Origin of the sequence: Burkholderia sp. BCC0397, assembly GCF_902832865.1 — a bacterium.
GTDB lineage: Bacteria > Pseudomonadota > Gammaproteobacteria > Burkholderiales > Burkholderiaceae > Burkholderia.
Window position 1 is genome coordinate 240307 of record NZ_CADFDL010000002.1, and the last position, 17649, is coordinate 257955.

General features: G+C 66.4%; 15 protein-coding genes. 4 read left to right on the forward strand and 11 right to left on the reverse strand.

The window, feature by feature from the left end:
* Nucleotides 1-134 precede the first annotated feature (134 nt).
* Nucleotides 135-467, reverse strand: coding sequence for a hypothetical protein (locus tag HWX03_RS06165; protein ID WP_175870679.1), 333 nt, complete (start codon nucleotides 465-467; stop codon nucleotides 135-137).
* Here HWX03_RS06165 and HWX03_RS06170 point away from each other — a divergent pair.
* Both HWX03_RS06170 and HWX03_RS06175 read left to right on the forward strand, forming a co-directional pair.
* Nucleotides 461-1291, forward strand: coding sequence for a response regulator (locus HWX03_RS06170; RefSeq protein WP_174432619.1), 831 nt, complete (start codon nucleotides 461-463; stop codon nucleotides 1289-1291). The genes HWX03_RS06165 and HWX03_RS06170 overlap by 7 nt on opposite strands.
* Entirely contained in the window at nucleotides 1284-3626 is a 2343-nt protein-coding gene (locus tag HWX03_RS06175) for a sensor histidine kinase (protein WP_175870680.1), read from the forward strand. The genes HWX03_RS06170 and HWX03_RS06175 overlap by 8 nt, the downstream gene beginning before the upstream one ends.
* A gap of 40 nt (nucleotides 3627-3666) precedes the next feature.
* Here the strand turns inward: HWX03_RS06175 and HWX03_RS06180 are convergent, their stop codons facing one another.
* From HWX03_RS06180 to HWX03_RS06200, 5 genes are read right to left on the reverse strand one after another with little or no spacing between them, the layout of a single operon-like run.
* A complete protein-coding gene (locus HWX03_RS06180; RefSeq protein ID WP_174432621.1) occupies nucleotides 3667-3954 on the reverse strand; it encodes a hypothetical protein in 288 nt (95 codons plus the stop codon).
* Between the two features lie 32 nt (nucleotides 3955-3986).
* Nucleotides 3987-5075 (reverse strand): galactofuranose ABC transporter, permease protein YjfF, encoded by a 1089-nt coding sequence (gene yjfF, locus HWX03_RS06185; RefSeq protein WP_174432622.1) that lies wholly within the window; start codon nucleotides 5073-5075, stop codon nucleotides 3987-3989.
* The gene (locus HWX03_RS06190; protein WP_175870681.1) at nucleotides 5072-6115 is read right to left on the reverse strand and encodes an ABC transporter permease; all 1044 of its coding nucleotides are present in this window, start codon (nucleotides 6113-6115) and stop codon (nucleotides 5072-5074) included. The genes yjfF and HWX03_RS06190 overlap by 4 nt, the downstream gene beginning before the upstream one ends.
* Nucleotides 6112-7626 (reverse strand): sugar ABC transporter ATP-binding protein, encoded by a 1515-nt coding sequence (locus HWX03_RS06195; protein ID WP_175870682.1) that lies wholly within the window; start codon nucleotides 7624-7626, stop codon nucleotides 6112-6114. The genes HWX03_RS06190 and HWX03_RS06195 overlap by 4 nt, the downstream gene beginning before the upstream one ends.
* Before the next feature lie 60 nt (nucleotides 7627-7686).
* On the reverse strand, nucleotides 7687-8649 hold the full coding sequence (locus HWX03_RS06200; RefSeq protein WP_175870683.1) for an ABC transporter substrate-binding protein: 963 nt from the start codon (nucleotides 8647-8649) through the stop codon (nucleotides 7687-7689).
* Nucleotides 8650-9027: 378 nt separating this feature from the next.
* Between HWX03_RS06200 and HWX03_RS06205 the strand changes: the two genes are divergently transcribed.
* Complete coding sequence (locus tag HWX03_RS06205) at nucleotides 9028-10056, forward strand: DNA topoisomerase IB (protein WP_175870684.1); 1029 nt, start codon at nucleotides 9028-9030, stop codon at nucleotides 10054-10056.
* Nucleotides 10057-10454: 398 nt separating this feature from the next.
* Here the strand turns inward: HWX03_RS06205 and HWX03_RS06210 are convergent, their stop codons facing one another.
* Nucleotides 10455-10910, reverse strand: coding sequence for a hypothetical protein (locus HWX03_RS06210; RefSeq protein WP_175870685.1), 456 nt, complete (start codon nucleotides 10908-10910; stop codon nucleotides 10455-10457).
* A gap of 610 nt (nucleotides 10911-11520) precedes the next feature.
* On the opposite strand from HWX03_RS06210, the gene proP reads away from it, so the two are divergent.
* Complete coding sequence (gene proP / locus HWX03_RS06215) at nucleotides 11521-12990, forward strand: glycine betaine/L-proline transporter ProP (protein WP_175870686.1); 1470 nt, start codon at nucleotides 11521-11523, stop codon at nucleotides 12988-12990.
* A gap of 55 nt (nucleotides 12991-13045) precedes the next feature.
* On the opposite strand, the gene HWX03_RS06220 is transcribed toward proP, so the two are convergent.
* From HWX03_RS06220 to HWX03_RS06235, 4 genes are all read right to left on the reverse strand, one after another.
* Nucleotides 13046-13870: an alpha/beta fold hydrolase gene (locus HWX03_RS06220; protein ID WP_175870687.1), complete on the reverse strand. Its 825-nt coding sequence runs from the start codon at nucleotides 13868-13870 to the stop codon at nucleotides 13046-13048.
* Nucleotides 13871-14018: 148 nt separating this feature from the next.
* Nucleotides 14019-15011 (reverse strand): LysR substrate-binding domain-containing protein, encoded by a 993-nt coding sequence (locus tag HWX03_RS06225; RefSeq protein WP_175820945.1) that lies wholly within the window; start codon nucleotides 15009-15011, stop codon nucleotides 14019-14021.
* A gap of 621 nt (nucleotides 15012-15632) precedes the next feature.
* The gene (locus tag HWX03_RS06230) at nucleotides 15633-16493 is read right to left on the reverse strand and encodes a diiron oxygenase (RefSeq protein WP_175871130.1); all 861 of its coding nucleotides are present in this window, start codon (nucleotides 16491-16493) and stop codon (nucleotides 15633-15635) included.
* Between the two features lie 29 nt (nucleotides 16494-16522).
* Entirely contained in the window at nucleotides 16523-17470 is a 948-nt protein-coding gene (locus tag HWX03_RS06235) for a fatty acid desaturase (RefSeq protein ID WP_175871131.1), read from the reverse strand.
* Nucleotides 17471-17649 lie beyond the last annotated feature (179 nt).

Here is a 17649-nt window from a genome sequence, read left to right on the forward strand (position 1 = left end):
ACCTTTTCCGCAGCGGAAAAATCCTTTTCCGGAGCGGACGGCATTTACATTCATACACATTTTCAGGAAATCAGATTTTCCGGGAAGAGGAATACCCGACCGGATTACATCAAACTCAATCTACCGACAAGGAATCATGGAATTCGATTTACGCCGTCACCATCGGATTTCGACACCGAAAGCATAAATTCATCATCCGGGCCATTTACATGCTTGAAATCATTTAACCGGAAATAAAGACCGTAATTTTCGAAATCGATTCGGCACATTTTTCCGGCCCATTTTCCCGAACGGCGGACCACACCGCCGCGCACCCGCGGTGCCCATGCGACAAGCCCCCACGCGCCGCACGGAATCCTCACAATCGACGCTGTTGTCGGCATATAATTTTTTGCAACAATCGTGCAGATAGCGATGCCTCCGACCTGACAGGCCCCTCCCTTCCAACGCGTTCGCAACCATGTCATCCCGCTCCAGTTCGGCGTCGCCACGCACCACGCCGGATCTCGCTGGCGCACATATTCTTATCGTCGACGACCGCCCGAACGACCTGCGGCTCCTGACCGAAATCCTGCGCACCGCGCAGTGCCGGATCAGCGTCGCGTTCGACGGGCTGCAGGCCTATCACCGTGCGCAGGCCATCGCGCCCGACCTGATCCTGATGGACGTCCGCATGCCGCGCATGGACGGTTTCGCCGCGAGCCGGCTGCTGGCGTCCACACCATCGACGCAATCCATTCCGGTGATCATCCTGACGGCCGCCGGCGATCTCGATGATCGGATCGCGGGGCTCGAAACGGGCGCGATCGACTACATCGTCAAGCCGTTCGAACCGGCGGAAGTCATCGCGCGAATCCGCAATCACCTGAAGCGCGTGCGACGCAGCCAGCCGTTCGCGCACCTGCCCGAATTGCCCGACAACCGCGACGCGGCGCTCGTGCGCGCGGCGAGCGACGTGCTGCTGCGCGACCTGCGCCATCCGCCGGCCCTCGAGGATCTCGCGAAGCAGGTCGGCACGCACGAAAAGCGGCTCTCGCGCGTGTTCCGCGACCATCTCGGCCAGACCGTCTTCGAGTACCTGCGCGACACGCGGCTGCGCGCCGCGATGCACTTCCTGTCGGAAACGTCGATGGGGATCGGCGACATCGCCGAGGAAATCGGCTTTTCCACGCCCGGCAATTTCGCGACGGCGTTCCGCGAACGCTTCGGCATCACGCCGTCCGACTGGCGGCGCCAGCGCCACGCGGTCGACGCGCCGGCCGCACCGGGGGGGCGCCACGGCGATGCGTAGGCACTCCGCGGCATGGGCGGCGGGATGTCGCACGATGCTCCTGCTTCTGGCGGCCCTGGCCGTCACGTGCGCGACGGCCCGTGCCGAAACAGCGCCGAATCCTGCGCAACTCGAAGCCGTATCGGTTTTCGAAGACGTCGGCACGACGCTGTCCGTCGACGAGGCCGCCGCCCGGCTCGCCGAGCCGTCGCGTCACGCAGCCGCCACGGCCCGCACTGCGTTCAACGTGACGTTTTCGCGCTCGGCCTGGTGGGTCCGCGCGACGCTGGTCAACCGCGACAGCGAGACGCGCCCGCTGGTGCTGGCGATTCGCGATGCGCGCGTCGACCGGGCCGACTTCTATGTCGGCCGGCACGGCCAATGGATGCTCGAGCGCAGCTTCCCGACCGACCGCGGCGACGCACGCGACGCGCCGTCGCGCTACCCGACCCTCGACGTCACGCTGCGCGCGGGCGAGCAGCTCCCGGTGCTGATCCGCATCACGTCGCGCAAGGAAATGCGGCTTGCGCCGGCCGCGTTCACCCGCGACGCGTGGATCGCGCAGGAGTTGCACGCGTCGATGTGGAACTTCGGGTTCTTCGGCGGGCTGCTCGCACTCGTCTGGTGCGCGCTGCTGATCGGCTTTTTCTCGCGCAGCGGCGTGTTCCACGTGCTGGCCGCACTGACCCTGAACACCGCGCTGTTCGAAGCGGCGTACCGCGGCTATCTCGCGATGCTCGTATCGCCCGGCGCGCGCGAATGGTCGACGCGCGGCGAAACGATCTTCGCGTACCTGTCCATCGCGTGCTTCATCGTGTTCATCCTGATGGTCGCGCATCGCGAGAAGGCGAAGATGCCGATGCGCGCGGTGTACGTGGTGTTTCTCGCGCTCGAATGCGCGGGGATAACCGGCGCGGCGTTCGGCGATCTGGCGACCTTCGCGTGGTTCTGCCTGTGGCTGAACACCGTGCTCGCGATCGTGAACATCAGCCTCGCGATGATGCTCGTGATCCGGCGCACGCCGACGGCCCGCGTGATGCTGATCGCAGTCGCGTTCGCGACGTTCAACATGCTGATCCGCATGCTCGACGGCCGCGATGCGCTGCCGGCCGTGCTGTCGTGGATCCGGTCCGACGTCCATCCGAACCCCGTCATCGCGATCATCGGGCTCGCGACGCACCTGCTGGTGCTCGCCGCGTGGATTCACCACGTGGGCCGGCAGCGCACCGAGGCACGCAAGCGGCTCGAACACTGGCAGCTCACCGAGCAGGACCGGCTGCGCGACGAGGTCGCGCGGCGCACGGTCGCGCTCAACGATGCGTTGCAGCAGTCGAAAACGCACATGCAGCAGAAGATCGAAACGCTCGGTTATGTCAGCCACGACCTGCGCGCGCCGCTGTCGACGATCAACGGTTATGCGAAGCTGCTGCTGCAAGGCGCGACGCGCGGCCAGACGCGGCTGATCCGGTCGATCGACCGCAGCATCCGCTACCAGCTCGCGCTGATCGACGAATTGCTCGCGTTCACGAAGGCCGAACTTCAGCCGCTCGGTGTCGCGCCCGACCGCACCGACCTGCCCGGGCTGCTGGACGACATCGGCCACTACGCGCTCGCGCTGTGCGCGCAGCAGGACAACCGGTTCGTCTACCGGCCGGTCACGCCGCTGCCGCGCACGGTGCTGATCGACGGCATCCGGCTGCAGCAGGTGCTGCTGAACCTGCTGTCCAACGCATCGAAATTCACGCGCGACGGCACGGTCACGCTGTCGGTTCACGCTTCGCGCGAAGGCGACGCATGGCGCCTGCTGTTCGAGGTCGCCGATACGGGCATCGGCATCGACATCACCGCGACCACCGACATCTTCCGCGCGTACCAGCAGGTCCAGGCGGTGAACGGCGGCACCGGACTCGGCCTGTTCATCGCGCAGCGCATCGTCGCCGCGATGGGCGGCGAGCTGGCCGTCGCGAGCCAGCCGGGGGGCGGCACGACGTTCTCGTTCGCGGTCGTCGCGCCGGCCCTCGGTCATGCGCTCGCGCCGGTGTCGGGGCTCGTCAGGCGGTTTCATCCCGCCGACGAAGCGGAACCGGCCAGCGCCGCGCCCGCGATGCGCAGCCCGCCCGCCGATGCGCTCGCCGAGTTGATCACGCTCGCCAGCGAGGGCCGGCTGACCGATATCGAGGAATGGCTCGGCCAGTATGCGGACGAGCCGGACCATGTGCCGTTCGTGCAGGAAATGCGCGAGCACCTCGATGCGCTGGACCTGCACGCGATCGAAAAACTGGCCGGCTCGCTGAAACGCTCGCGCGTCGCGGATACGTCGTTCGACACCGAGACGGACGCGACCGGGCCAGCCTGACGGCGCAGCGCCGCACGCGGCCGGCATGCGCCCGCGCGCATCATTCCACCGCGGTTCGCCCGCGCTGCCGATCGGCGCGCTCGACCACGCGGGCCAGCCGAATGATGTCGGTCAAGCCGAATTCGCCGGCATCCGGGCGCGGGCGGCCATGCTCGTCGGCCACGCGCATCGCGAACGCCAGCGCTTCCGAGCGCTCGCGCAGCAGCACCCGCAGCGCATCGGCCACGATCCGGCAGTCACGCGCGTCGCCCAGGTCGAGCTGGGGCCGACGGCCGCGCTCGACGGCCAGCGCCTCGGCCACGCCCGTCGTCACGTCATCGCGCTTCATGCCGTTCTCCTCGCTCAAGGGAGGCGGTCACACTACGACCGCCGCATCGTCGATACCAGCGCGATGTCCTCTTCGGGCGGCGCCGGCCGCGCGGGGGCGGCAGCATGCGTCGGCCGCTGCGCGCCGAGCCCCGTGCCGCCGGTGCGGCGCCGCGTCGCGTGCCGCTCGATGACCCGCTGCAGCACGCAGAACACGCACAGCAGCGCGCCGATCACGATCCGCGTCCACCACGAACTCAGCGTGCCGTCGAACGTGATCAGCACCTGGATCGTGCCGAGGATGCCGACCCCGAACACCGAGCCGATCACGTAGCCCACGCCGCCCGTCAGCAGCGTGCCGCCGATCACGGTCGCGGCGATCGCGTCGAGCTCCATCCCCTGCGCCTGCAGCCCGTAGCCCGACAGCACGTACAGCGTAAACACCACGCCGCCGAGCGCCGAACAGAAGCCGCTCAGCGCGTAGACGCCGATCTTCGTGCGCGCGACCGGCAAGCCCATCAGCAGCGCCGAGCGTTCGTTGCCGCCGACCGCATACACGTTGCGGCCAAAGCGCGTGAAATGCGCGACGTAGATCGCGACGGCCAGCGTCGCGAGCGCGATCAGCGCACCGGCGCTCAGCATGCCGCCGCCGACCGGCACGCTGATGCCCGCAATCGCATGGAACGCCGGCGCGTTGATCGTGATCGACTGCGTCGTGATCAGGAAGCAGGCGCCGCGTGCGAGAAACATCCCGGCGAGCGTGACGATGAACGGCTGCAACCTGAAATAGTGGATCAGCGCGCCCATCGCCGCACCGTACAGCGCGCCGAACGCGAGCACCAGCGGCACGATCACCCACACGGGCCAGTGCAGCCGTTCGGCGCCGACCGCACAGAAGATCGTTGTCAGCGCAACGACCGAGCCGACCGACAGGTCGATGCCGCCCGACACGATCACGAACGTCATGCCGATCGCGACGATCAGCAGAAACGCGTTGTCGACGAGCAGCCCGGTCAGCACCTGCATCGAGAAAAAGCCCGTGTACATCACGGACCCGAAGCCGAACAGCGCGACGAACAGCACGATCGTCACGACGATCGGCAGCGTGCGCGGATCGGCGAGCCGGCCAAGGAAACGGTTCATCGCGGCGTCGCTCCGGTGGGGGTGGCGCGCGATCGCGCGGAAGGCAGCAGCCGCGACGCGTGCCGCACGAGCAGCGCCCGCGCCGCGTCCGACTGGATCAGCGTCACGACGATCACGACGACCGCCTTGACGACGAGCGTCGCCTCCGGCGGCACGCCGATCGAATAGGTCGTGTAGGTGAGCGTCTGGATGATCAGCGCGCCGAGCACCGAGCCCGCGAGGCTGAAGCGGCCGCCGAGCAGCGACGTGCCGCCGAGCGTGACCGCGAGGATCGCGTCGAGTTCGAGCAGCAGCCCCGCGTTGTTGCCGTCGGCGCTGCGCACGTTCGAGCTCGCGAGAATGCCCGCGAGCGCCGACATCACGCCCGAGCACAGATACACGCCGAACACGACCGCGCCCGAGCGCAGCCCGACGAGCCGCGTCGCGACCGGGTTCACGCCGATCGCGCGAATGAACAGCCCGAGCGCCGTGCGGTTCACCAGCAGCGCGGTCGCACCGATCGTCGCAAGCGCGATCCACACCGCGCACGGCACGGTCGCGAGATAGCCGCCGCCGAGCGCGAGGTAGCCGGGCGCGCCGATCGGGATGATCTGCCCGCCCGTCAGCAGTTGCGCGACGCCGCGCCCGGCCACCATCAGGATCAGCGTCGCGATGATCGGCTGCATCCCGACGAATGCGACGAGCAGCCCGTTCCACGCACCGGCCAGCAGCCCGACGCCGAGCGCGGCGGCCAGCGCCGCGCCGACCTGCGACGGGTCCGCCTCGAGCACGGTCGCGGCCGCCGCGCCGGCGATCGCGACGATCGCGCCGACCGAGATGTCGATCCCGCGCGTCGCGATCACGAGCGTCATCCCGAGCGACACGATCACGAGCGGTGCCGCGCGGTTCAGGATGTCGATCGGCGCGCCGAACAGGTGGCCGTCGAGCAGCGCGATCGACAGGAAGCCCGGGCGATGCGCGACGTCCAGCGCGAACAGCAGCGCGAGCGTCAGCACCGGCCACGCGAGCGGATGACGAAACAGCGAGCGCAATTGCGTCATGACTGGCCTCCCGCGATCAACCGGTAAACCTGCTCCTCGGACGCATCGGCGCCGCTCAGTTCCGCGACCTTGCGGCGATCGCGCAGCACCGCGATCCGGTGGCTCACGCGTACGACCTCGCCGATCTCCGACGAGATGAACAGGATCGCGAGCCCCTGCGCGCACAGTGCCAGCACCCGCTCCATGATGTCGAACTTCGCGGCGACGTCGATGCCGCGCGTCGGCTCGTCGAGAATCAGCAGCTTCGGGTCCGTCGCGAGCCAGCGCGCAAGCAGCACCTTCTGCTGGTTGCCGCCCGACAGCAGCCCGATCGGCTGCTCCGCGTCGCGCGCCTTGATGCCGAGCCGCGCGATATACGTGTCGGCGATCTCGCGCTGGCGTGCGCGCCCGATCAGCCGCCACCAGCCGCGCCGCGCCTGCAGCGCGAGAATGATGTTCTCGCGGATCGACAGCGCGGCGACGATGCCCTCCTTCTTGCGGTCTTCCGGGCAGTACGCGATACCGTTGCGCACCGCGTCGTGCGGCGACGCAAGCCGCTTGCGCGCGCCGTCGATCTCGATCGCGCCGGTATCGGGGCGCGCCGCGGCGAACGCCAGTTGCGCGGTTTCGGTGCGGCCCGAGCCGAGCAGCCCGGCCAGCCCGACGATCTCGCCGGGGCGCACGTCGAGATCAAGCGCACTCATCATCCCGCGCCGGCCGACCCGCTGCATCGACAGGAACGGCGCGTCGGCCGCGGCGGTACGCTCGACCGCCGCGGCGCCGGCCTGCAGCGTGTCGGACATGCGCTCGCGGCCGGTCATCTTCGCGACCAGCGCGTCGACCGGCAGGTCGCGCGCGAGGTACTCGCCTTCGCGCTCGCCGTTGCGCATCACGGTGATCCGGTCGGATACCGCATAGGTCTGCTCGAGAAAATGCGTGACGAACAGGATCGCGATGCCCAACGCCTTCAGCCGGCGCAGCACGTCGAACAGCCGCGCGACCTCGCCGTCGTCGAGGCTCGAGGTCGGCTCGTCGAGAATCAGCACGCGTGCGTCGACCGACACCGCACGCGCGATCGCGACCATCTGCTGCACCGCGATCGGATACGCGTCGAGCGAGCGCGTAACGTCGAGCGACAGGTCGAGTTCGGCGAGCGACGCCCGCGCGCGCGCATGGATCGTGTTCCAGTCGATCGCACCGCGCCGCATCGGCTGCCGGCCCGCGAAGATGTTCTCCGCGACCGACAGGTTCGCGCACAGGTTCACTTCCTGATACAGCGTCTGAATGCCGGCCGCCTCGGCTTCGCGCGGCGCGGCGAAATTCACCGGCGCGCCGCCGACGCGAATCTCGCCGGCATCGTGCGCATGCACGCCGGTGAGCACGTTGATCAGCGTCGACTTGCCCGCGCCGTTCTGGCCCATCAGCGCGTGGATCTCACCCGGAAACAGCCGGAAGTCCACGCGCTGCAGCGCGCTGACGCCCGGAAACGACTTGTCGATGCCGATCATCTCGACCACCGGCGCACTCTCCATGCATCCTCCGTCGAAGCGTCGCCGGACGGTGGCCGCCAGGCCGCCGCCCGTGCGAACAGGTCAGTACTTGCGGGTCGGCAGCACCTGCGCCGCGACGTTCATCGGGAACACCGTCTCGTTGGTCACGATGCGCTTGGGCAACTGCTTGCCGGCGACGACGTCCTTCACCGCGCTCATCAGTTGCGGGCCGAGCAGCGGGCTGCATTCGACGTCGACGTTGATCTTGCCGGCGACCATCGCCTGGAAGCCGCCCTTGGTCGCGTCGAACGACACGACGCTCACGTCCTTGCCGGGCTTGATCCCGGCTTCCTCCATCGCCTGGATCGCGCCGAGCGCCATGTCGTCGTTGTGCGCGTAGACGACGTTGATCTGCTTGCCGTAGGTCTTCGCGAACGCTTCCATCACCTGCTTGCCGCCGGCGAGCGTGAAGTCGCCGCTCTGCGACGCGATCACCTTGAATTTCGGATTGTTCTTGATCACTTCGAGCAGGCCCGCGCGGCGGTCGTTGGCCGGCGCGGAGCCGACCGTGCCCTGCAGCTCGACGATGTTGATCGGGCCCGCGTCGTTCTTGTAGCGCTCTTCCAGCCAGTGGCCGGCGCGCCGCCCTTCCTCGAGGAAGTCCGAGCCGATCATCGTCACGTACAGCGACGGGTCCTTCACGTCGACGCCGCGGTCGGTCAGGATCACCGGGATGTGCGCGGCCTTCGCTTCGGTCAGCACCGGTTCCCAGCCCGATTCGACGACCGGCGAGAACGCGATCACGTCGACCTTCTGCGCGATGAACGAGCGGATCGCGCGGATCTGGTTCTCCTGCTTCTGCTGCGCGTCCGAGAATTTCAGGTTGATGCCGGCGTCCTTCGCCGCGCCCTTCACCGAGACGGTGTTCGCGGTGCGCCACGCGCTTTCCGCGCCGACCTGCGAGAACCCGAGCGTGATCGGCTTTTGCTGCGCGTGCGCGCCGGTGGCCAACACCGCCGTCGCCGCGACGATCGCGGTGGCCGCCAGCTTCCTGATGAATGTCATGGTCCGTCTCCGATGATGTCGTTGTCTGCCGCGGCGCTGTTGTGTTTCTGCGTGGCGCTGGCGCGGATCGGGGCTGCGCCGGCCGGCGTGCCCGGCCGGCGCGGTATACATGCCCCGCATCAGTCTAGGAACAAGTCCGATAACCTTCCAATGAAATATTGGATTGAGGCGATATCGGAACTGGCATACGTATAAACACCTAAACACGCGGGCAGCGCCGGGCGATGCGGCGCACGGTTCTTGCTCCGTCGCCATGGCGGTTCGCACCCCTTGTCAGGCGCCCGCCCTTCACGCGAACCCAAAGGAGACAAGCATGATCGCTGCCCGTGAGCGCGGGTCGCCGCGCACCGACGTCGCCACCGGCCGGCGCCTCGCAGCATGAAGCAGCGCGTTTCAAGCGGCGCCGTGGCATTGCGCCATGTCGACGACCGTCGCCCCGGCTATACGCGCCGGCCGCTCCGCAACGGCTTCGCGTATTACGGGCCGGACGGTGTGCGGATTCGCGATGCCGACGAAATCGCCCGCATCAACGCGCTGGCGATTCCACCCGCGTACACCGACGTGTGGATCTGCATGGACCCGCGCGGTCATCTTCAGGCGACGGGCCGCGACGCGCGCGGACGCAAGCAGTACCGCTATCACCCGCAGTGGCGCGCGACCCGCGACGCGAACAAGTACGCGCGGATGGCGGCGTTCGCGCGGGCGCTGCCGCGCATCCGCGCGCGCGTCACGCGCGATCTGGCGTTGCCGGGCATGCCGCGCGACAAGGTCGTCGCGACGATCGTCCGCTTGCTCGACACGACGCTCGCGCGGATCGGCAACACCGAATATGCGCGCGACAACGGCTCGTTCGGGCTGACGACGCTGCGCAAGCGCCATTTGAAGATCCAGCCCGGCCAGGTGCGGCTGCGCTTCGCCGGCAAGAGCGGAATCGAGCACGACGTGACGGTCGACGACGCGCGGGTCGCGCGGATCGTGCGGCGCTGCGCGGAGCTGCCCGGGCACGAGCTGTTCCAGTATGTGGACGACGACGGCGCCCGCCATCCGGTCGGGTCGTCCGACGTGAACGACTATCTGCGCGAGGCCGGCGGCGCCGATTTCACCGCGAAGGACTACCGGACCTGGGCCGGCAGCGTGCACGCGCTCGGGTTGCTGCGGCGCACCGAGCATCGCGGCGTCACGCATGCCCGCAAGCAGATCGTCGAGACCGTGCGTGCGGTGGCGGAGCTGCTGCGCAACACGCCGGCCGTGTGCCGGCGCTGCTACATCCATCCGGCTGTGCTCGACGCGTTCGAGGCGGGCACCCTCGCCGCGCTCGCGGTCCGGCGTACGCCGCGCGGCCTGCGCGCGGACGAAGCGGTGTTCGTGGCGTTGCTGGTATCCGCGAGCCGGCGAATGGCGAGATGAGTGCGCACATCGGGCCGACGCTCGTTTCGGTACGACCGGCACTACCCGGAACCCGTGTCGTTTTCAACCGGGCTCCGGGCGCATGACCGATAGCCGGTTGCGCCCGTTTCCCTAAACTCGTTCACACAACAGGCCCGCACGGTGGCGCGCACTACGCGCGTCACGCCGCCGGCATCGAGGTCCCCCGAGACATCCGCCTTCGCTGCTCCTCGGCCCGCACGACTCCGCTGCATTCCAGCCCGGCCGGCTGCCAAGACAATTCCAGGAGAATTCTTTGAGCCCGTCGCAAGCGCACTCTGCGAAGGCGCGATCTTCGCGGCATGGATCATCCCGAGCTACGGGCGGCGCGCGACACTACACGGATCATCCGGTCACGTTCCCGCCAACAGTCTCCGCAGTCAACGAGAGGGGAATGGCTTGTGTCCCGTTGCCTTCAACGCAGCATTGACATCATCACGCGTGTCGACGATACGTCCTTCCACCTTGCAATCCGATTGCACCGGCTTCGCGCCGACTGCAAATCCCACGCCACCGAGATCGGTTGCTACCCATCGCGCGTTGCGCTTTTCCAGTGCGAACTTCATGATCTCGGCCTGGTCATCCGTCATCTCCAGGCTGCCGTCCTTATCCGTCAATGCAACACATGCGAAGGCGGCATCATGATCCTTGATCAGATCGACCACGAAATAGTGGTAATCCTTCAGGTCCGGTTCGCTGTCGTTCAGCCGGTGAACGGCGGCCAGTATATGGGCGCGGTCAGAGTCGCTCTTGTCCAGATCGCGGGCATACGTCACGTTGGAGACGGTCGCGATGAGGATCAATGCGCATGCAGTGAGTTTGGATCGTTTTATCATCTACATTCGAGAAAAATAAGTAACCGGGATCGCCCCGTCATCGAACGACAGTGCGAACGTCTCGCGGGACATCGCAGCACCCGGCCTCGGGCGAAAGTACGTCTATCGAGTCGATGCGGCCGTCATCGATGTGCTGCCGTCATCCGGCACGGGCGCCAGTTGATAGTCATCATCGGTTGCGTCATAGCCGACCGGGAGACGATACGCTACCACCAAAGATGGCGGCAGATGGCGCTTGTTCACCTCATGCGCGTTACCCAGGTTCCCGCCCAACGTTGCCAAGGATTGCATTCCATGCGGGACGGCCGCAGGCAGATGCCGGCCGACACGACATCTGGCGTCCCGGTCGGCCGGTCGTGTTTCAGTGCAACCGGAACTGCCGGAACCCGATGTCGTTTACCACCGGTTTCCAGGCGCATGACCGATAGCCGCTCGCACCCGTTTCTCTAAACTGGTTCGCACAACACCCCTGCCCGGTGTCGCCCGCTGCGCGCGTCACGCCACCGGCATCGAGGCACCCCCGAGACATCCGCCTTCGCTGTCCGTCGGCCCGTACACCCTCGCTGCATTCCCGCCGGCCGCGCCGCCAAGGCAATTCCAGGAGAGTTCATTGAGCCCGTCGCAAGCGCACCCCGCGAAAGCCCGGTCTTCGCGCCAGTCCGTCAAGCTGGATGACATCACGATCGTCGACCCTGCCGTCCTCAAGCGCGCGGTCGGCGCGATGGCGTTCGGCAATGCGATGGAATGGTTCGACTTCGGCGTCTACAGCTATATCGCCGTCACGCTCGGCAAGGTGTTCTTCCCGTCCAGCAGCCCGTCCGCGCAGCTGCTCGCGACCTTCGGCACGTTCGCGGCCGCGTTCCTCGTGCGCCCGCTCGGCGGCATGGTGTTCGGCCCGCTCGGCGATCGCATCGGCCGCCAGCGCGTGCTCGCCGCGACGATGATCATGATGGCCGTCGGCACCTTCGCGATCGGCTTGATCCCGAGCTATGCGTCGATCGGCATCATGGCGCCCGTGCTACTGCTCGTCGCCCGCCTCGTGCAGGGCTTCTCGACCGGCGGCGAATACGGCGGCGCGGCCACCTTCATCGCCGAGTTCTCGACCGACAAGCGTCGCGGCTTCATGGGCAGCTTCCTCGAGTTCGGCACGCTGATCGGCTATGTGCTGGGCGCGGCCACGGTCGCGCTGTTGACGGCCACGCTGTCGCAGGACGCGCTGCTGTCGTGGGGCTGGCGCGTGCCGTTCTTCATCGCCGGCCCGCTCGGCCTCGTGGGCCTCTACGTGCGGCTCAAGCTCGAGGAAACGCCGGCATTCATGAAGGAGGCCGAAGCACGTGAAGCGGACGAACGCGCGCGGCCGAAGCAGCGCTTCGCGACGCTGCTCGTCGAACAGTGGAGGCCGCTGCTGCAATGCGTCGGCCTCGTGCTGATCTTCAACGTGACCGACTACATGGCGCTGTCGTACCTGCCGAGCTACCTGTCGGCGACGCTGCACGTTCGCGAATCGCACGGGCTCTTCATGGTGCTGCTCGTGATGGTGCTGATGATGCCGATGACGCTGTACGCCGGGCACCTGTCGGACAAGGTCGGCCGCAAGCCGGTGATGATGGCCGGCTGCGTGGGCCTGCTCGCGCTGTCGGTGCCGGCGCTGATGCTGATCCGCACCGGCGGCATGCTGCCGATCTTCGGCGGGATGCTGATCTACGGCATCCTGCTGTCGACGTTCACGGGCGTGATGCCGTCGGCGCTGCCGGCGCTGTTCCCGACGCGGATCCGCTACGGCGCGCTCGCGATCGGCTTCAACGTATCGGTGTCGCTGTTCGGCGGCACGACGCCCCTCGTCACCGCATGGCTGGTCGATCGCACCGGCGACCTGATGATGCCCGCGTACTACCTGATGGGCGCGTCGTTCATCGGCATCGTGTCGGTGCTCGCGCTGCGCGAGACCGCGCGCCAGCCGCTGCCCGGCTCCGGGCCGTGCGTGGCGAGCCGCGCGGAAGCGCTGAGCCTCGTGCGCGGCGGTGCCGACGAAGCGCGTGTGCGCGACCGCAAGTTCACGCCGGTCAGCGAGCGCGCGTGACGCGGGTCGATGCGATGCCGCGCGGCCGGCGCGAGCGTCGCCGTTCGCGTGACCGTCAGGTCGACGGCAGTTGCTGCGCGTCGAACCAGTCGAGCAGCGTGCGCGTGACGAACGCAGGATTCTCCAGGTTCGAGATATGGCCGGCGTCGGGCACCAGCGCATGCGCGCAGCCGATCACGCTCGCCATCTTCACGGTTTCCGACGGCGGGCGCGCCATGTCGCCCGCGCCGCACATCAGCAGCGTGCGTGCGGCATCGAGTTCGGCGAGTGTCGCGAGCGTGTCGGGCCGGCCGAAGATCAGCCGGCCGAGCGGCGCGATCGATTGCCGCAGCCGGTCGGCCGGCAGGTTCGCGAGCGCATCGCGAAACGCCGTCGGCACCGGGTCGTCGAGATTGACGTCCGGCCGGAAAAACAGCGGCACGATCGCGTCGAGCAGCGGCGGCGCGATGCGGCCCGCAGCCTCGATCGCATCGAGCATCCCGAAGTAGCGCATGCGCGTCGCATCGGGCTCGGCCTCGAGCGACGCGTCCATGATCACGAGCGAGCGCACGCGCTGCGGCTCGCGCAACGCGAGCCGTGCGCCCCACATGCCGCCGACGCTGAGCCCGACGATCGCGCACTGTTCGATTTCCAGCGCGTCGAGCAGCGCGCTCGCGTGCGCGGCGAGATCGTCGAGCGTGTGCGTGCCGTCCGGCGGCGCATCCGATTCGCCATGCCCCCACAGGTCCGGCACGATCACGCGATACCGGTGCGACAGTGCGTCGATCTGCGGCGCCCACATCGTCGCGTCCCACAGATAGCTGTGCCCGAGCAGCACCGGAAAACCGGCGCCACGATCATGGTAATGCAGGGTGCTGCCTTGGATGCCGTGTGCGGGCATGCTGTCTCCAGAATGTCAGGACTCGGCGGTGGCCCGGAAACGGGTGCCGCGGTCGGCGGCGTTCTGCGACGAACGCGAAGCGGCGCATCATCGCACAGGTTGCAGGTGCCGCGCATGACACCGCGCACGCCGCATTCGCCGCGCTGCGCTATCCGACGCGATACATCGGCAGCACGTTGCTGCCGGCGGTGTCCGGCTCCGTCGCGAGCGGGTGACACGCTTGTTCGAGCAGCCAGTTGGTCAGCACCGCAATGTCGAATTCGTTGCACGCATCGGGGTTCTGTACCAGCACGTAGCTGCCCGATGCAACGGTGCAGTGCGGGAACAGCTCGACGAGCCGCCCCTGCTTCAACAGCCCGTCGACCAGTGGACGTCTTCCGATCGCGATGCCGTGCCCGTCGACCGCGGCCTGGACCAGTTGATCGTACTGGCTGAAGTGCAGCGCGCCGGCCGGCCGCAGTCGCGGCACGCCGAGCTCCTTCAGCAAATGGCTCCACCCGTGCCACGGCCATTCGCCGCGCGGGTCGTCGAGATGCAGCAGTACGTGCTTGTCGAGGTCGGCCGGCTGCATCGACGCGGCGTCGCCCACCGCCGTCATCAGGCTCGGGCTGCATACCGCCACGACACGCTCGCGAAACAACACATCCGTATCGTCGGTCGACGTATACGGGCCTGCATAGCGCACGGCCAGGTGCAAACGTTTGCGTTTGAGATCTTCAATTTCGCTCGTTGCCGACACGCGCACGTCGATGTCCGGATAGCTGGCGCGGAACGAACCGAGGCGCGGAATCAGCCACAGCGCGGCGAACGAGACGGTGGTCGACAACGAGATGGCGCGCTGGCCGACACTCGACGACAGCTTGCCGACCACCGATTCCAGGTCGGACAACGCGAACGAGATCGCGTCGTACAGCTCGCGCCCCTTGTCGGTCAGTGTCAGCGAACGAATGTGCCGATGGAACAACTCGATCCGGAGTTGCTCCTCGAGCGCCTTGACCTGGCGACTCACGGCAGATTGCGTGACGTTCAGTTCCTGCCCCGCACGCGTGAAGCTCAAATGGCGCGCCGCGCATTCGAAGCCTCTCAGGAAATCCAGCGAAGGCAGACTTCTCAATCGCTTTACCAATCTCACATTAGCCATACCGCCGCCTCAAAGTTGCACCCATCGACAGACCAGTTGCTGTTCGTCTCCCTGAATCGTTTCTCCTTTTTGGATTCTGAAACGATTTTATCTTGAAGCATGGATGCACATCATTCTTATTTTCAATCGTGACACTTGTATTTATCTATCAATTTTCGTCGAGTCAATACGCTTACATAAACATTATCGAGTAGTGATTTTGTAAATTAATATGCGAACGAATCGAGCGCCCCGAAATGGTCGATAAAGTCTCGTAAAAACAGGCGATTTCCGGCAGAATCCGCTGCTATCGCAGCGATTGTGTCGTATTGGCAGAGCCAGCGCCCAATCCCTACAATTCAATTTCAATCTGCCGACTTTTTCATTTTATTTCCCGGAATGCGAAAAACAAACGGTCTGCAACAGACATGCAAAATGCCATTTAAATCCGGAATCCGATGTTTATTAAAAAATACTAAACGCATGAAATTCAAGCTTGTCATACGATTTTAGGAAACTGATGGACCGATTATGTCCGGAAATGAATAATCCGCCGGCCGGCAGCGCCGGTCAGCGTGTATGGCGTTCGCCTGTCGGCCGGAATCCGGCCCGCGCCGCGGGACAGCGGTACGTGTCGATCCGCTACGGACTGTCCGCCGCGCCATTTACCCGCGCCGTCACTTCCCGGCGATAGCGGTTCAGCTCCTGCGCGGTCGCGAACGTGCGCTCGAACAGGATCGACAGGTTGTGCAGGATCCGCTCGACGACCTTCTTCTCCCACTCGCCGTCGAAACGGATCTGCTCGTCGAGCCAGCGCTCGAGCCATTCCGGATCCGGCAGGCGCGACTGCACGGTGTCGCGCGGGAACAGCGCCTGGTTCACGTGCAGGTTGGTCGGGTGCAGCGGCTTCTCGGTGCGGCGCGCCGACGCCATCAGCACGCCGATCTTCGCGAATGCGGCGCGTGCGACGTCGCCGCAGTTGTTCAGCGCTTTCTTCATGTAGCGCAGGTACGCGCCGCCATGACGCGCTTCGTCGCGCGAAATCGTTTCGTAGATCTGCTTGATGACGGGCTCGGTATGCCAGTCGGCCGCGCAGCGGTACCAGTGGTTCAGGCGGATCTCGCCGCAGAAGTGCAGCATCAGCGTCTCGAGCGGCGGCGCCGGGTCGAACTGGAAGCGCACCGCGTGCAGCTCCTCTTCGGTCGGCACCATCTCCGGCTTGAAGCGGCGCAGGTATTCCATCAGCACGAGCGAATGCTTCTGCTCCTCGAAGAACCACACGCTCATGAACGCGGAAAAGTCGCTGTCGTGCTGGTTGTCGCGCAGGAACATTTCCGTCGCGGGCAGCGCCGACCATTCGGTGATCGCGTTCATCCTGATCGTCTCGGCCTGCTCGTCGGTGAGCAGCGAAGCGTCGAACTTGTCCCACGGAATGTCCTTCTCCATGTCCCAGCGGACCGCTTCGAGCGACCTGAAAAGTTCCGGATAGAGCATCGTCGTCACCGTCGTCGCAAGGTATTCGGCACCGGCGGTCACGCTGATTGCGTGGACGCCGGCGCAACCGCTTCGGCATCGGGCTCGCGATCGTCCCGATCGTCGTCCACCGAGCGCGGCGACAGCCGGCCGCGCAGCAACGCGTAGTAGAACTGCCGATAGGTGCGGTGGTAATAGCGGATGCGCGGCGCGATCGCGCCATGCAGGTCGTGCAAGCGCTCGATCGGCAGGCTCGGCATCATGTGATGCTCGACGTGATAGTTGTTGCCGTTCGTGAACCATGTCATGAACGCGTTGCTCTCGATCGTCCGCGTGTTGCGGAACGGGTCGGTGCTCGTCAGGTCGCAGCGGTAGTGCTCGGGCATCTCGACCAGCGCATGCACGGACGCGGCGACGAACACGAGCGGCACGACCCACACCCAGACGACGAACCACGTGTGCAGCGCGAACGACAACGCGGCCAGCAGCGCGATCGCGGCGGCCATCAGCAGGTAGTCGCGGCGAATCGCGCGCGACACGAGCGCGTTGTCGCCGAAGCGCGCACCCGGCACGACCAGCTTCGCGACGTTCCTCGCGAACTGGATATAGTGCGCGGCCATCGACAGCCGCCACGCCCACAGCCCGACATTGACGACAGGGCTCGCGCCGTACTGGTCGCCGTAGTCGAAGAACTCCTTGTTCTCCGGTGTGCCGAGCAGCCGGTGATGGCGCAGGTGGCTGTCCTGGTAGGCGTGGAACGACACGAGCATCGGCATGCCGAGCAGCACGCCGAACACCATGTTCAGGCGCTTGCTGCGAAACCCCTGGTAATGCAGCGCCTGGTGCTGCAGCTCGACGCCGTGCGCATACATCGCACCGATCAGCAGGACGCCGACGATCTTCAGGATCACGAGCGCCGACAGCGCGAACATCATCCCGTGCGCGATGAGCGCGACGTAGACGGCCAGCTTCAGCGAGAAGACCACGCCGCTCGGGCGGCTCTTCATGTCTGCAACCGGTTTCGAGCGGGCGACAAGCGATGAGGTGACGGACAAGACGCTCTCCTTGAGCCGGACCCTGCCCGGCACGATGACGCGGCGACGCTGGCGCGCTGCCGGGATGCAATTCTTCTGTGAGTCGATGTTTCGGACAAACGAATTTTCCGAACGCATTGCATGACGCACGC